The organism is Bradyrhizobium sp. PUT101 (assembly GCF_052043945.1).
GTDB lineage: Bacteria > Pseudomonadota > Alphaproteobacteria > Rhizobiales > Xanthobacteraceae > Bradyrhizobium.
The window spans coordinates 4769407-4783913 of record NZ_CP197207.1 but is presented as its reverse complement, the minus strand read 5'-3'; the positions used below and the strand labels follow the sequence as shown (position 1 = coordinate 4783913).

Annotated in this window: 12 protein-coding genes; 4 read left to right on the top strand and 8 right to left on the bottom strand. The window is 65.3% G+C overall.

The features are described from left to right. Positions 1 to 108 precede the first annotated feature (108 nt). The 5 genes from ACSHT2_RS23055 to ACSHT2_RS23035 all read right to left on the bottom strand — a co-directional run bounded on the left by ACSHT2_RS23055 (position 109) and on the right by ACSHT2_RS23035 (position 4661). Complete coding sequence (locus ACSHT2_RS23055; RefSeq protein ID WP_440636705.1) at positions 109 to 801, bottom strand: AprI/Inh family metalloprotease inhibitor; 693 nt, start codon at positions 799 to 801, stop codon at positions 109 to 111. Then, positions 801 to 1790 (bottom strand): 2-hydroxyacid dehydrogenase, encoded by a 990-nt coding sequence (locus ACSHT2_RS23050; protein WP_440636704.1) that lies wholly within the window; start codon positions 1788 to 1790, stop codon positions 801 to 803. Before ACSHT2_RS23050 ends, ACSHT2_RS23055 begins: the two co-directional genes overlap by 1 nt. Continuing rightward, positions 1790 to 2608 carry an ABC transporter permease gene (locus tag ACSHT2_RS23045; protein WP_440636703.1) on the bottom strand — a complete coding sequence of 273 codons (819 nt, stop codon included), beginning with the start codon at positions 2606 to 2608 and terminating at the stop codon, positions 1790 to 1792. Before ACSHT2_RS23045 ends, ACSHT2_RS23050 begins: the two co-directional genes overlap by 1 nt. Next, positions 2605 to 3435, bottom strand: coding sequence for an ABC transporter ATP-binding protein (locus tag ACSHT2_RS23040; protein WP_440636702.1), 831 nt, complete (start codon positions 3433 to 3435; stop codon positions 2605 to 2607). The genes ACSHT2_RS23045 and ACSHT2_RS23040 overlap by 4 nt, the downstream gene beginning before the upstream one ends. Before the next feature lie 203 nt (positions 3436 to 3638). Further along, positions 3639 to 4661, bottom strand: a complete 1023-nt coding sequence (locus ACSHT2_RS23035) for an ABC transporter substrate-binding protein (RefSeq protein ID WP_440636701.1) — start codon at positions 4659 to 4661, stop codon at positions 3639 to 3641. Positions 4662 to 4811: 150 nt separating this feature from the next. On the opposite strand from ACSHT2_RS23035, the gene ACSHT2_RS23030 reads away from it, so the two are divergent. The 3 genes from ACSHT2_RS23030 to ACSHT2_RS23020 all read left to right on the top strand — a co-directional run bounded on the left by ACSHT2_RS23030 (position 4812) and on the right by ACSHT2_RS23020 (position 8303). Beyond that, a complete protein-coding gene (locus ACSHT2_RS23030; RefSeq protein ID WP_440636699.1) occupies positions 4812 to 5621 on the top strand; it encodes a creatininase family protein in 810 nt (269 codons plus the stop codon). A gap of 139 nt (positions 5622 to 5760) precedes the next feature. After that, positions 5761 to 6024 (top strand): hypothetical protein, encoded by a 264-nt coding sequence (locus ACSHT2_RS23025; RefSeq protein ID WP_440636698.1) that lies wholly within the window; start codon positions 5761 to 5763, stop codon positions 6022 to 6024. A 314-nt stretch (positions 6025 to 6338) separates the two neighbouring features. Then, the gene (locus tag ACSHT2_RS23020; protein WP_440636697.1) at positions 6339 to 8303 is read left to right on the top strand and encodes a carbohydrate porin; all 1965 of its coding nucleotides are present in this window, start codon (positions 6339 to 6341) and stop codon (positions 8301 to 8303) included. A gap of 222 nt (positions 8304 to 8525) precedes the next feature. On the opposite strand, the gene ACSHT2_RS23015 is transcribed toward ACSHT2_RS23020, so the two are convergent. After that, a complete protein-coding gene (locus ACSHT2_RS23015; protein WP_440636696.1) occupies positions 8526 to 10601 on the bottom strand; it encodes a methyl-accepting chemotaxis protein in 2076 nt (691 codons plus the stop codon). Between the two features lie 239 nt (positions 10602 to 10840). On the opposite strand from ACSHT2_RS23015, the gene ACSHT2_RS23010 reads away from it, so the two are divergent. Next, a complete protein-coding gene (locus ACSHT2_RS23010) occupies positions 10841 to 12136 on the top strand; it encodes a hemolysin family protein (RefSeq protein ID WP_440636695.1) in 1296 nt (431 codons plus the stop codon). A gap of 47 nt (positions 12137 to 12183) precedes the next feature. Here the strand turns inward: ACSHT2_RS23010 and ACSHT2_RS23005 are convergent, their stop codons facing one another. Together ACSHT2_RS23005 and ACSHT2_RS23000 are read right to left on the bottom strand one after the other, a co-directional pair. Further along, the gene (locus ACSHT2_RS23005; RefSeq protein WP_194391118.1) at positions 12184 to 12423 is read right to left on the bottom strand and encodes a PilZ domain-containing protein; all 240 of its coding nucleotides are present in this window, start codon (positions 12421 to 12423) and stop codon (positions 12184 to 12186) included. Positions 12424 to 12564: 141 nt separating this feature from the next. Beyond that, on the bottom strand, positions 12565 to 14262 hold the full coding sequence (locus tag ACSHT2_RS23000) for an FMN-binding glutamate synthase family protein (RefSeq protein WP_440636694.1): 1698 nt from the start codon (positions 14260 to 14262) through the stop codon (positions 12565 to 12567). Positions 14263 to 14507 lie beyond the last annotated feature (245 nt).

The following is a 14507-nucleotide window of genomic DNA, read 5'->3' as shown; positions in this document are numbered from 1 at the left end:
GGTGTCCACCTCTCCCCGGCGGGGAGAGGTGAACACCCGGCCGGCTGGCATCGACTGAACCCAAACTCGTCCCGCATCACCCAACCACCGCGCAATCGCCGGAAGCGCCTATTGTCGAAGCATGATCAGGGGATCGGCGGTGTCGGGGACGCGCCGCCACTGCGCGTGGTCGTCGGCCTCGAACTGCCAGATCTCGCCCGATGTCGACATCAGGATGATCTGGCCGCGCTCGAGGCGCCATTGCGTCGGGTTGAACTGCGCAATCGTCGCGTCGCATCTCGGCTTGAGGAAGACCTGGAAATTGTCCGGGCCGGCTTCGGTGTTGGTCAGCGTCAGCCCGCAGACCGGCTGGCCGTTGCCGCGCACCATCGACCAGTCGCCGATCATCTGGTCCATCGACTTCGCCATCGAACGCGCGGCAGCGAGATCCTGCAGGATGTAGACGCCCTCGCCCTGGCGCAGACCCTCGAAGATGCCGGACTCGACCTCGGTGAAGTCGATCACCGCTTCGCCGGTCGCGTCCTGCAATCGGACGATGTCGAGGCCCTTCACGCTCCAGGCGACGATATCCTTGGTGAAGGGCAGCGCGGTCTTGCAGGCCGGCTCCAGTTCCAGCTTGAAGCCTTGCAGCGCCGCATCGCTCTTGAGCGTGACGACGCAGGTCTTGCTGCGCTCGGTGGTCGAGAGCTCCCACTGCCCGGGCATCTGCTTCTTCAGGGTCGTCGCCTCCTGTGCATGCGCAACGCCGATTGCGGCCAGGTAGGCCGCGACGGCGAATGCAACGACCCGAAGAGCTCTCATCAGCGCCCCTTGACCGGCGTTTCCGCCACCGGCGTCAGCGGCGCCTTGCCGGCGAACCAGGCTTTGAGATTGTCAACCACGAGCTGGTCCATCGCGTTGCGCGTCACCACCGAGGCCGAACCGATATGCGGCAGCAGCACGACGTTCTGCATGGTCTTGAGCTCGTCCGGCACGCTCGGCTCGGCCGCGAACACGTCGAGGCCGGCGGCGAGGATGGCGCCTGATTTCAGCGCCTGGATCAGCGCCGGCTCGTCCACCACCGAGCCGCGCGCGACGTTGACCAGCACGCCGCGCGGGCCGAGCGCCTTCAGCACCTCGGCATTGATCATCTTGTTCGTAGCGGCGCCGCCCGGCACGATCACCATCAGCGTGTCCACCGCCTTCGCCATCTCGATCAGGTCGGGGTAATGCTTGTAGGAGACGTCCTTGGACGGATTGCGCGAGTGGTAGACCACCGGCACCAGCGAGGCATCGAGACGGCGCGCGATGGCCTGGCCGATCCGGCCCATGCCGACGATGCCGACCTTGCGGTCGCGCAGCGAGCCGACGCTGAGCGGATAGTTCTGCGTCTGCCAGAGGCCGGAGCGCACATAACGGTCGGCCTTGATGAATTCGCGCAAGGTCGCGATCAGAAGGCCCATCGCGACGTCGGCGACCTCCTCAGTGAGCACGTCGGGCGTGTTGGTGACGACGATGTCATTCTCGGCCGCATATTTGGCGTCGACATGGTCGTAGCCGACGCCGAAGCTCGCCACCATCTCCAGCTTCGGCAGCTGTGACAGCGAATCCCTGTCCGCGCGCACGGTGTGATAGGTCACGGCGACGCCGCGGATCTTGTCGCGGACCGCCGGCGTCAGGCGCTCGAGATCGCCGCGCGTCTCCGCCTTGTGCACGATGAAATGATCGGAAAAGCCGTTCTCGAGGATCGGCCGCACCGGCCCATAGATCAGAAGGTCGATCTTTTCGGACGAAATCGAACCGGCAGCCATCAGTCTTCCTTTCCAAGCGCGCTCTCATGCCAGCGCCGTAAAACGAGGTGGGAAACTAGCGCCAGCACCCCATAGATGACAATCCCGGCCAGCGACAACAAAAGCAGCGCTGCGAACATGCGGGGTATGTTCAAGCGATAGCCGGACTCGGCGATTCTGTAGGCCAGCCCGGAGCCGGCGCCGGCTGTTCCCGCCGCGATCTCGGCCACGACCGCACCGATCAGCGACAGGCCGCCGGCGATGCGCAGCCCTCCGAGAATGTAGGGCAGTGCCGAAGGCAGCTTGAGAAAGCGCAGCGCTTGCTGTGGCGAGGCACCATAGAGCTGGAACAGGCCGGCGAGATTGCGATCGACCGAATTCAGCCCGAGCGTGGTGTTGGACAGCACCGGGAAAAACGCGACGATGAAGGCGCAGACCACGACCGCGGTCTGCTGCTCCAGGTAGATCAGGAGCAGCGGCGCGATCGCGATCACAGGCGTTACCTGCAGGACAATGGCATAGGGGAACAGCGAGTATTCCACCCATTTCGACTGGTTGAACACAAGCGCAAGCGCAATGCCGCCGACGCTGGCGGCGACAAAACCTTCGAGCGTGGTCAGCAGCGTGGTGGCGAGCGATTGTGACAGCACCGCCCAGTCCTTGATCAGCGTCAGGACGATGACGGACGGCGCCGGCAGCACGTAAGGCGGGATGCCCTTGATGCGAACCACGAGTTCCCAGGCGACGAGGCCGGCCGCGAACACGATGACGGGAAGCACGAAGCGCATCGCGCGCTGCGCGCCGGACGATCTTGCGGTGATGGGAACTTGCGCGTTCATAACGTCGACTGTCCCGAATACGACGGCGCCAGCGCGGCCGACACTCTTCGGCAATAATCGGAATAGGCGACCGAGGTGCGAAACTCCTCCCCGCGCGGCTCGACCGTCTCGATGCGGATGTCAGCCTGGATGCGGCCGGGCCGGGCCGTCATCACCACCACGCGCTGCGACAGATAGACCGATTCGAACACCGAATGGGTGACGAAGATGACGGTCTTGCCAAGGCGGCGCCACAGGACGAGCAGATCGTTGTTGAGGCGGAAGCGCGTGATCTCGTCGAGCGCGGCGAACGGCTCGTCCATCAGCAGAATGTCGGGATCGGTGACGAGCGCGCGCGCCAGCGACACCCGCATCTTCATGCCGCCGGAGAGCTCGCGCGGATAGGCATCGGCGAAATCGGCGAGCCCGACGCTGGCGAGCGCCGCGTCGGCGCGCGCGCGCGCTTCCGCCTTCGGCACGCCTGCGAGCCTCAAGGGCAGCCGCACGTTCTCGCGGACGCTGGTCCAGGGCATCAGGGTCGGTTCCTGAAACACGAAGCCGATGCCGTGCCCTGGTCGAACATGGCCTGGCTGCACCGAGCCCTCGTGACGTGCCACCCGCACGGTGCCCGATGACGGCGCACTGAGCCCTGCGATGATGCGCAGCGCCGTCGACTTGCCGCAGCCGGACGGGCCGAGCAGCGAGATGAACTCGCCCTTGCGGACAGTGAGGTCGAACGGGCCGAGTGCCATGACGCCGTTGTCATAGGCCTTCGTCACGCCGCGCAGGCTGACGGCGAGAGCCGTCAGGCTGGCCTCGACGGCGGGCGAGGTTTTGCGCTCTACCATTGATCGTCGGCTGTCACATGGTGCGTCCGGTCTTTCACCTCTCCCCAACGGGGAGAGGTCGCGCCGCAGGCGCGGGTGAGGGGGCACAGGTCCCACGAGGGAGCGTAACCCCTCACCCGCATCGCATCTGGCGATGCGATGCGACCTCTCCCTTCGGGAGAGGTGTAGGACGCCGGGCCACCTTCGCCGAATCGCAGCATGCGTTACGGCTTGTTCGGGCGCAGCTCGATGCCGACGCCCTTGTTGATGAAGCGCAGCGTATAGGACTTGCGGAAGTCGAGATCCGCCTTCACGACGCCGGCCTTCACCATCTTGTTGAAGAAGGAGGTGTAGCGCTCGTCGCTCATCGCGCCGATGCCGTTCTTCAGGCTGTCGCCGGAATCGACGATGCCGTGCTCCTTCATCTTGGCGACGGAATAGGCGAGCAGATCGTCCGTCATCTCCGGATTGAGGCTCTTGATCAGCGCATTTCCGGCGGAATTGTCGCGATAGATGTAATTGTACCAGCCGATCATGGAGGCATCGACGAAGCGCTGGACCAGATCGGGCTTCTTCTCGATGATGTCGCGGCGCGTCTCGATCAGCGTCGAATAGGTGTTGAAGCCGTAATCGGCGAGCAGCAGCACGTTGGGCTTGAAGCCGGCGGCCTTCTCCACGGCAAAAGGCTCGGAGGTGACGTAACCCTGCATGGCGCTCTTGGGATTGGCGATGAAGGGCTGCGGATTGAAATTGTAGGGACGGACATTCTTCTCGCTGAAACCGTATTCGGACTTCAGCCACTGGAAGTAGCTGGTCATGCCCTCCTTGGAGACGAACAGCGTCAGCGGCTTGAGATCCTCGATCTTCGTGACCTTGGCATCGGGCTGCGTCAGCATCACCTGCGGATCCTTCTGGAAGATCGCGGCGATGGTCACGACGGGGACGTTGTTGGCGACGGCGTCGAACGACATCAGCGTGTTCGCGGCCATGAAGAAGTCGATCTTGCCGGCGATCAGCAGCATGCGGTTGTTCTCGTTGGGACCGCCGGGGACGATGGTGACGTCGAGCCCGTATTTCTTGTAGGTGCCGTCGGCGACCGCCTGGAAGAAGCCGCCATGCTCGGCCTCGGCGACCCAGTTGGTGCCGAAAGTGACCTTGTCGAGCGTTTCGGCGCGCGCCGGCACAAAGGAGGCGATAGCGGCCAGCAGGCCCGCCATTAACGCTCGCCGCAGATGAGAGGGGGTCATGATGGCACTCCGTCGATCGTGGCTGGCCCAATCGTGTCTGGCCCATGTGAAGGCAACGCGATAAAACCGCATGACATTCGGGGACGCGAGCCCGCCAGGCCCGCGTCCCCTCATACCCCAAATTACGTGACAAATTCGGGCAAAGAAACCTTGAAGACGCCCTCCCGCGACTGGATCGATATCAACCGGGCCGATGCGGATCCTGCCGAGGTGTCGCGCTGGATCGCGGTGCTGCCGCTGGCGGCGACCGAGCAGCACGGTCCGCATCTGCCGCTCACGACCGACGTGCTGATCGCGCAGGCCTATCTCGCGCGCGTGCGCGAGCTGTTGCCTGAGAGCATTCCCGCCGGATTTCTCCCGGTTGAACCGGTCGGGATTTCCACCGAGCATATCGACTATCCCGGCACGCAGACGCTGCCGACCGACGTGGCGCTGAAGAAATGGACAGGGATCGGCGAGGACGTTGCGCGCCGCGGTGTGAAGAAGCTCGTCATCGTCACCAGCCATGGCGGCAACAGCGCGGCCATGATGCTGGTGGCGCAGGACCTTCGCGCGCATCACAAGCTGTTCGTGGTGACGACGTCGTGGTCGCGGCTCTCGGGCGCGGACAGACTGTTCCCGGCCGAGGAAGTGCGCCACGGCATTCACGGCGGCGCGGTCGAGACCTCGATCATGCTGGCGCGCTATCCGGACCAGGTGCGCATGGATGCGATCGCGGATTTCCCCGCGAGCAGCGTCGCGATGGAGAAGCAGTATCGCTGGCTCTCGACGCAGCGCCCCGCGCCATTCGCCTGGCAGACGCAGGATCTCAACCCCAGCGGCGCCGTCGGCAATGCGACGCTGGCACTCCCCGAGAAGGGCGAGCAGCTGCTCGATCAGGGCGCGCGCGCCTTCTGCGAGCTGCTGAGCGAAGTCGATAACTTCGACGTGAACAGGCTCGCCAAAGGCCCTCTCGGCTAGCTTTCATCCTCCTGAAATCGTTCAGGAAAGGAGCCCGCTTCAGAGGCGGGCTTGCCGCTTTCGAACCGGACGCGAGGAGCGCCCGTCCAACTGGGCACGCGGGCCACAACGGACCGCCTCAACCCGGATGGAGTTTCATATGTCGATCAAGACCAAGATTGCCGCCGCAGCTCTCGCCGCCCTCGCCGTCACCGGCAGCATCGTGTCCACCACCTCGCAGGCCGAAGCCAAGCAGCCCGGCTGGGTCTGGGGTGTCGGCGCCGGCATCGCCACCGCCGCTGTCGTCGGCTCCGCGATCGCCGCCAGCAACGACCCCTATTACCACGGCTATCACCGCTGCGGCTGGGTCGCCCAGTACAACGCCTTCGGCCAGTACGTCGGCCGCGTTCGTACCTGCTACTGATTTGGGTATCTGAGGCCGATCTCTCGTGGATTCCGCGTCCGACACGGGCGCCTCATCCACCCCGTGTCGTGCCCCCGACCCCGCCCGGCTGTCCCCCCGGGCGGGGTCATTCGTTTTGAGCCAAGGGCATCGTTGCATCTCCGTCACGAAGCAGTGCGAAGCACGGGCACTTGGGCCTAGTCGCGCCGGATCGCGTGGGCGACCGAGACCTGATGACAGGGCGCCGCGAATCGGCAGGGATAGTCGCGGCAGGTGGAATACATTCGCGTTTGGGGGCGTGCGTTTTGACGTTGAGAGGTCACCGTTACAGGTCCTTGCGGACGGCTGCGGCAATTGGCTCGGGCGTGCTGGCTTTTCCCGCCGCCGGTCACACGGCTGATCTGCCGCTGAAGGCCTCGGCCTTGAAGGCGGTCTACGACTGGACCGGCCTCTATATCGGTGCGCATGCCGGCTTCACCCGCGGCACATCCGCGGCAACGCTGGCCGATCCCACGGTCGCGACCGACGATCACGTGTTCAACGGCATGACCGGAGGCGTCCAGGCCGGCTACAATTGGCGCCTCAACTCAGGTTTCCTGCTCGGCGTCGAAGGCGATATCTCCTTCCCGAACTACCTCCCCTCCAATCACGTCGTGTCATCGGCGGCGACCGCGCTGTCGAGCGCGGAGGAGCGCTGGGACTATGTCGCGAGCCTGCGTGCGCGGCTCGGCTACACCAGCGGCAACTGGCTGTTTTACGCGACCGGAGGCGCGGCGTTCGCCGGCGAACGCTTTCTCTCGACACCGACCGGCGGCAACGAAGAGAAAGTGCTGCACACGCGGTTCGGCTGGACTGCCGGCGGCGGCGTTGAATACGCCTTTGCGCCGCACTGGAGCACCCGGCTCGAATATCTCTACAGCAAGTTCGAGAACGCCAGCGTCACCTTCCCCTCCGGCGGGCAATATTCGTCGTCGATGGATTTCCAGAGCCTGCGCATCGGCCTCAATCGCAAGATCGACTGGCCGGGCGTGCCGACCTACGACCCGAAATCCGACGTCACCGACACCGAGTCCAGCCGCTGGGAGATTCACGGCCAATCGACCGTGCTCGGGCAGGGCTACCCGGCGTTCCGCGCGCCCTATACCGGACCGAACAGCCTGCTCCCGTCGGCAGATTTTCAGCAGACCTGGAGCAATTCGCTCTATCTGAATGCGCGGCTGTGGGACGGCGGCGAGGTCTATTTCAATCCCGAGTTGCTCCAGGGCTTCGGCTTCAACAACACGACGGGCGCCGCGGGCTTCCCCAACGGCGAAGCGCAGAAGTCCGGCTTCCCCTATCCGCACTTCAACGCCTCGCGGCTGTTCGTGCGGCACACCTTCGGCTTCGGCGGCGAGCAGGAGCAGCTGGCCAGCGGCCAACTTCAGCTCGCCGGCAAGGTCGACGTCTCGCGCCTGACCTTCCAGGTCGGCAAGTTCTCCGTGGTCGACGTGTTCGACGGCAATGCCTACGCGCACGATCCGCGCAAGGATTTCATGAACTGGTCGATCTGGGCGTCCGGCGCCTTCGACTATGCCGCCGACAAGCTCGGCCTCGGCTATGGCGCTACCGCCGAGTTGAACCAGAAGCAATGGGCGCTGCGCGGCGGCTACTTCCTGATGGATGCCGTCTCCAACTCCAACAATTTCGACATGAATATCGGCCGTCGCGGCGAGTACGTCGCGGAGCTCGAGCTGCGTTATTCGCTGTTCGGCCAGCCCGGCAAGCTGCGCACGCTCGGCTTCGTCAACAGCGCTTTCTCGGGCAGCTATCGCGAGACGCTGGACAATCCCGCGTTCGGCGTGGACATCAGCCAGACCCGCCGCGGCCGCCTCAAATACGGCTATGCGTTCAACCTCGAACAGGCCATCACCGGCGACATCGGCATGTTCGGTCGCTGGAGCTGGAACGACGGCCGCAACGAGATCATGGCCTTCACGGACATCGATCGCAGCCTGTCGGGTGGCGTTTCAGTCAAGGGAACGAATTGGGGCCGGCCCGACGACGTCGTCGCCATTGCCGGCGCCGTCAACGCCCTGTCGCAGGATCATCGCGACTTCATCGCCGCCGGCGGTCTCGGCCCGCTGATCGGCGATGGCCGGCTCAACTACCGCCGCGAACGCGTGCTGGAGACCTATTACGCCTACGCGCTGAACAAGGCGCTGACCTTCACCGCCGACTACCAGCTCATCGTCAACCCCGCCTACAACGCCGATCGCGGACCGGTGTCGGTGTTTTCGGGGCGGCTGCACGGCGAGTTCTGACCGCAACGCGAGTGCGGTGAGATCGAGGGTTTCGCCGGCGAGCCTGGTGCACCTCTCCCCGGCGGGGAGAGGTCGGATTGCGCAGCAATCCGGGTGAGGGGCTGCGGCATTCGATGAGAGCGTAAGCCCTCACCCGGATCGCATCTTCGATGCGATCCGACCTCTCCCTACGGGAGAGGTGTTCTTTCCTTCGGCTGGTATCGATTCGACCAATTGCGCCGTCTACGCCGCCCGGATCGCGTCGAGGAATTTTCCGACCTCGACCTTGAGGCGGCTGCTCTCACCGGACAGCGATTTGGCCGACGCGAGCACGTTGGAGGAGGCCGATCCGGTCTGGCTCGCGCCGCGCTGCACGTCGACGATGCTGGCGGAGACCTGCTGGGTGCCGCGTGCCGCCTGCTGCACGTTGCGCGAGATCTCCCGCGTCGCCGCGCCCTGCTCCTCGACCGCCGAGGCAATTGCGGACGCGATCTCGGACATGCGTGTGATGGTGTCGCCGATCGCCTTGATGGCGCCGACGGAGTCCTCGGTCGCCGTCTGGATCCCCGATATCTGCTGACTGATCTCGCCGGTGGCCTTGGCGGTCTGCTCGGCCAGCGCCTTGACCTCGGAGGCGACGACGGCAAAGCCGCGTCCGGCCTCGCCGGCGCGCGCCGCCTCGATGGTGGCATTGAGGGCGAGAAGATTGGTCTGGCCCGCGATCTGGCTGATGAGCTCGACGACGTCCCCGATCCGGCCCGCGGCCCTCGCGAGCTCGCCGACATGATCGTTGGTCCGCCCTGCCTGCTGCACCGCATCGCCGGCGATGCGCGCGGAATCCTGGACCTGACGGCTGATCTCGTCGACCGACGAGGCCATCTCCTCGGCCGCCGCAGCGACGGTCTGCACGTTGGTGGAGGCCTGTTCGGAGGCAGCCGCGACGGTCGCGGTCACCTTTTCCGATTGCTCGGCCGTGCTCGTCAGCGTTCCCGCGGACACTTCCAGCTCCGAGGAGGCCGACGAGACGGTGTTGATGACGTCGCCGATCATGGCTTCGAACTCGCGCGCGATCTGGTCCACGCGCTGGCTGCGCCGGAGCTTCGCCTCGGCTTCGACTGCGGCCGTCTCGTCGGCGGCCTTCTTGGCAAGCAACGAATCCTTGAAATGCTGGAGCGAGCCCGCGACCTGGCCGATCTCGTCGTTGCGGCCCGTCGCCGGGATCTCGACCTCATGCTGCCCGGCGGCGAGCGCTCCGATCACGTCGGCGATCCGGCCGAGCGGCGTCACCACGCGCCTGCGCAGCATCATGGTCACGCCACCGAGCGTCCCGAGCAGCGCCAACACGGCGACACCGGCGAGCGCGAGCATCGCCAGCGCGCCGTCGCGCGCGGCCGAGGCGCGCTCGGCCGCCTCCGCCAACGCGGCATCGCGCACGCCGTAGAACATCTGGATGGCCGGCACGATGACCTTCGCCAGCTCGTCGGCTCCGATACCGTATTTGCCGTCACTGCGCGCCGCGGGCATCTCCTTGTCCACGGCAACCGCAGCTCGTCCGAAATAGGATTCCGTTGCCGCCTTCAACGCGGCAGCGATGCGGGAGGGATTTCCAAGCTGGTCGATACCGGCCTCGATGCGCTCGCGGTCGGCCTCCACGCGTCCCTGCATGCGGTCCATCAGCGACAGTTCAGCTGCGGTGAGCGGGCGGCGTGCGGAGAGCGCCGGAGACAGCGTGGCCGCGCGGCTGCCAGCCGAAACGCGCAGATCCTGCGCCGTTCGCGCCAGGCTCAACAGCGCGGCAAGCGAGGAATCGGCATTGATGACCTTCGCCTCGAGCCGGTTCATGACCGGTTCGATGTGGCCGATGACCTCGGCAACGCCGGGCAGGAAGCCCTTCGTCGCGGCGCTGTCGCGCGCCGCCAGGGGAACGCTCATCGCGCGATCTGCAGCGGTGGTGATCTCCTTCAACCGTCGCGCAGCACGGTCGAGATTCTCGGCAATCGCGCCGCCATCGTCCAGCACCATGACGGCGCGCCTTGCGGCCTCGAAGCCCGCCTCGGCAGTTTTCGCAGCCTTCGTGGCGACATCGAGCTGTGCCTGTGTCGCAGCGCCTTCCTGGAAGATCGGTCCGATGTAGGGAGCGCGAAGGCTGGCGACGTGCTGGCTGGCCATCAGCGTCGCACCAAAGGCATCGACGGTCTTGATCGCATCAGAGCGGTTCGTGAAGATACGCGTCTGAGGTATCAGCACCTCGGCGCCAAGGATGACTGCAAATACCGTCACCGTCAGCATCGACAGTGCGAAAAGCTTCCCGACTCGCATCTTTGGTCCCCACCCATTTCTGCATTGTCGAAAATTAGCCGGGGGTCACTAAGAGCGCGTTAAGCCACGCCCCGTAGTTCCGCGGAGTGTCACAAGGGCAAGAGCTCGGGAAACGCCGGCATTCGCCGAGGTTCCCCTGAGGCCAAATGCGACAAAATTGACGCCGTTTCCTCGCTGGATACCTATATGAGGGGCCGGGGGCCGCCTGTTCGGCCGCACTCCCTTACCTCGGAACGTCAATGCTCTCGCTCGAACTCGTCATCGTCGTCGTCCTGATCGTCATCAACGGCCTGCTCTCCATGTCCGAGCTGGCCGTGGTCTCGTCGCGCCCGGCGCGGCTGTCGCTGCTCGCGGCCAAGGGCGTGCGCGGCGCCGAGCGGGCGCTGACGCTGGCGGCCGATCCCGGCAAGTTCCTTTCGACGGTGCAGATCGGCATCACGCTGGTCGGCGTGCTCTCCGGCGCGTTCTCCGGCGCGACGCTCGGACAGCGGCTGACGCAATGGCTGCTCGAGCTCGGCCTCTCCAAGGGCATTGCCGACATCGTCGGGGTCGGGCTCGTGGTCACGCTCATCACCTATGCGACCTTGATCGTCGGCGAGCTGGTGCCGAAACAGGTGGCGCTGCGCGATCCCGAAAGCATCGCAGTCCGGGTCGCGCCCGCGATGCACACGCTTGCGAAGATATCGCTGCCGCTTGTCTTCCTGCTCGACGTCTCCGGAAAGCTGATCCTCACGCTGCTCGGCCGCGGCAGCAAGGTCGAGGAGAAGGTGTCGGAGGACGAGATCCATCACCTCGTGCGTGAGGCCGAGAGCGCGGGCGTGCTCGAGCCCGGCGAGAAGGAGATGATCGCCGGCGTGATGCGGCTCGGCGACCGGCCGGTCGGCGCGGTCATGACGCCGCGCACGGAGGTCGACGAGATCGACCTCAACGACGATCCGGCCGCCATCCGGGAGATCATCGCCAAGAGCCCGCATTCGCGCTTTCCCGTCTGCGACGGCGACCGCGACAAGCCGATCGGCGTGCTCCAGGCCAAGGACCTGCTGGTTGCCTATATGGACGAACGCACGCCGGACCTGCGCGCGCTCGTGCGCGAGGCACCGGGCATTCCGGTGTCGGCAGATGCGCGCGACGTGCTGACCATCCTGAAAGCTGCTCCGGTTCACGTCGGCTTCGTCTACGACGAATACGGTGCCTTCGAAGGCATGGTGACGGCTACCGACATCCTCGAGTCGATCGTCGGCGCCTTCCATTCCGAGGCGGGGCCGCCGGAGCCGGCCTATGTCAGGCGCGCCGACGACTCGCTCCTGATCTCCGGCTGGATGCCGGTCGACGAATTCGGCGAGCTGCTCGGCGTCGAACTGCCGCCGCACCGCTACAACACGGTGGCGGGCCTGGTGCTGCAACAGTTCAACGCGCTGCCCAACGCCGGCGACGCCTTCGACTTCCGCGGCTGGCACATTGAGGTGGTCGATCTCGACGGGCGGAGGATCGACAAGATCCTGGCAACCCGGCGGGGCGAGCAGGCGGCGGCGTGAGTTGAAATGGCTGTCGTCCCGGACAAGCGCGCGTCACACGGCGAGCGTCACCCGAACCTCACCCCGATCCGCTTTTCCTTGCGCCAAACCACGGTGCAGGACAGATGCGTTCCGTCGGCCTGCACGAACAGAGTGAAATGCTGGGGGATGCCGACGGGGCTGGTGACGTCGAGTGCAGCGCCGGTATCGGAGAGATTGCGAACGGTGCAGTCGATCGCGCCGCCGCCGAACTCGATGGTTCCGGCCTTCAGCACGCGGTGCCTCGATTTGCTGCGTCGCTCGTCCATGGGCGCAATTTACACCCAAAGCTGAACCAAACGTTAAGCGCCAAAGCATCATCCGGAAAAGTGCGCAGCACGCTCTCCGAAAAGATCATGCTCAAACAACAACCAAAAGCGCGATCGCGATGAAATTACGCGACCGGCATCCTACGGCGCGGGCTGGAACGTCTCGGCGCGCGCCATCCGCCATGCGTCGCGGAAGCGCGGGTCTTCCGTACCTTCGAGCAGTTCGCCCGGGCGCAATGCCGGATAGAGCTGCGCGAAGGATTGCACCTGGGTCGTCGACGTCCGCTGGCTGAAGTGAATCGGGCGCAGCTGCTGCGGATGTTCGAGGCCGGCGGCGGCAATGAGCTCCGTCAGCGAGTGCAGCGTCGCATGATGGTAATTTTGTACGCGATCGATCTTGAGCGGCACGTAGAGCGCGCGCGCCCGCGTCGGGTCCTGCGTCGCAACCCCGGTCGGACAGCGGTCGGTGTGGCAGCTCAGCGACTGGATGCAGCCGAGCGAGAACATGAACCCGCGTGCCGAATTGCACCAGTCGGCGCCGATCGCCATGGCGCGCGCCATGTCGAAGGCGGTAGCGATCTTGCCGGAGGCGCCGATCTTGATGCGGTCGCGCGCATTGATGCCGATCAGCGCATTGTGGACGAAATTGACGCCCTCGCGCATCGGCATGCCCAGATGATCCATGAATTCCAGGGGCGCGGCGCCGGTGCCACCCTCATTGCCGTCCACGACGATGAAGTCGGGATAGATGCCGGTCTGAAGCATCGCCTTGCAGATCGCCAGGAATTCCCAGGGATGGCCGATGCACAGCTTGAAGCCGGCCGGCTTGCCGCCGGACAGGCGGCGCATCTCGCCGATGAACTGCATCATGCCTGCTGGCGTGGAGAAGACGCGGTGCGAGGCCGGCGAGATACAATCCTCGCCCATCGCCACGCCGCGGATCTTGGAGATCTCCTCCGAGACCTTCGCGGCCGGCAGCACGCCGCCATGGCCCGGCTTGGCGCCCTGGCTGACCTTAAGCTCGACCATCTTGATCTGGTCGTCGCTGGCGACGCGCGCGAACGCCTCGGGATCGAACGTGCCGTCGAGATGACGGCAGCCGAAATAGCCGGAGCCGATCTCCCAGATGATGTCGCCGCCCATCTCGCGGTGATAGGGGCTGACGCCACCCTCGCCGGTGTCGTGCGCGAAGCCGCCCTTCCTGGCGCCGGCATTGAGCGCCCGCACCGCGTTCGGGCTGAGCGCGCCAAAGCTCATCGCCGAGATGTTGAACACCGAGGCCGAATAGGGCTTGGTGCAATCGGGCCCGCCGATGGTGATGCGAAATTTCTCCTCGGCATGCGTCTTCGGCGCGACCGAGTGATGCATCCATTCATAGCCCTCGCGGTAGACGTCCTCCTGGGTGCCGAAGGGACGCTTGTCGAGCTCCATCTTGGCGCGCTGATAGACCACCGCGCGGGTGTCGCGCGAGAACGGCATGCCGTCCTTCTCGCTCTCGAAGAAATACTGCCGCATCTCGGGCCGGATCTCTTCGAGCAGGAAGCGGATATGCGCGGAGATCGGGTAATTGCGCAGCACCGCGTGGCTCTTCTGCAGGAGATCGCGGACACCGAGCAGCGTCAGCGCGCCGAAGATCAGGATCGGGACCAGCATGATGTCGAAGATCTTGCGATCCGCGAGGCCGATGCCTATCAGGAGCGCGGTGACCACCGCGCAGATCGTCAGCACGATGAAGCGCGGCGAGAACGGCAGCAGCAGGGTTTCCATGATCCCCTCTTCCGCCAGCGGCAGGCGTTTGGGGGATTCATGTGTCTTGTTGTCGTCGGCCACGATTGCCATCCTCTCGCCAGCAGGCGGTACGATACGCCTGCGCCTGTCATACGGATATGACGCCGCCCTTGTTTCAGGCTAGCGAATTCGGCCGGCGCAGATCAATCCGCCGAGAGGATGGGTTGCTGCACTGCAGCGGAAGGAGGGATAGCGCGGTGCCGGGGCCAGCGGGCCTCAACCCGCTGCCCATGGAACGCAGACGCGCTTCCCCAGAGTTCAGCTGTCGTCCCGGGCAGGCGTACGCGCAGACACCG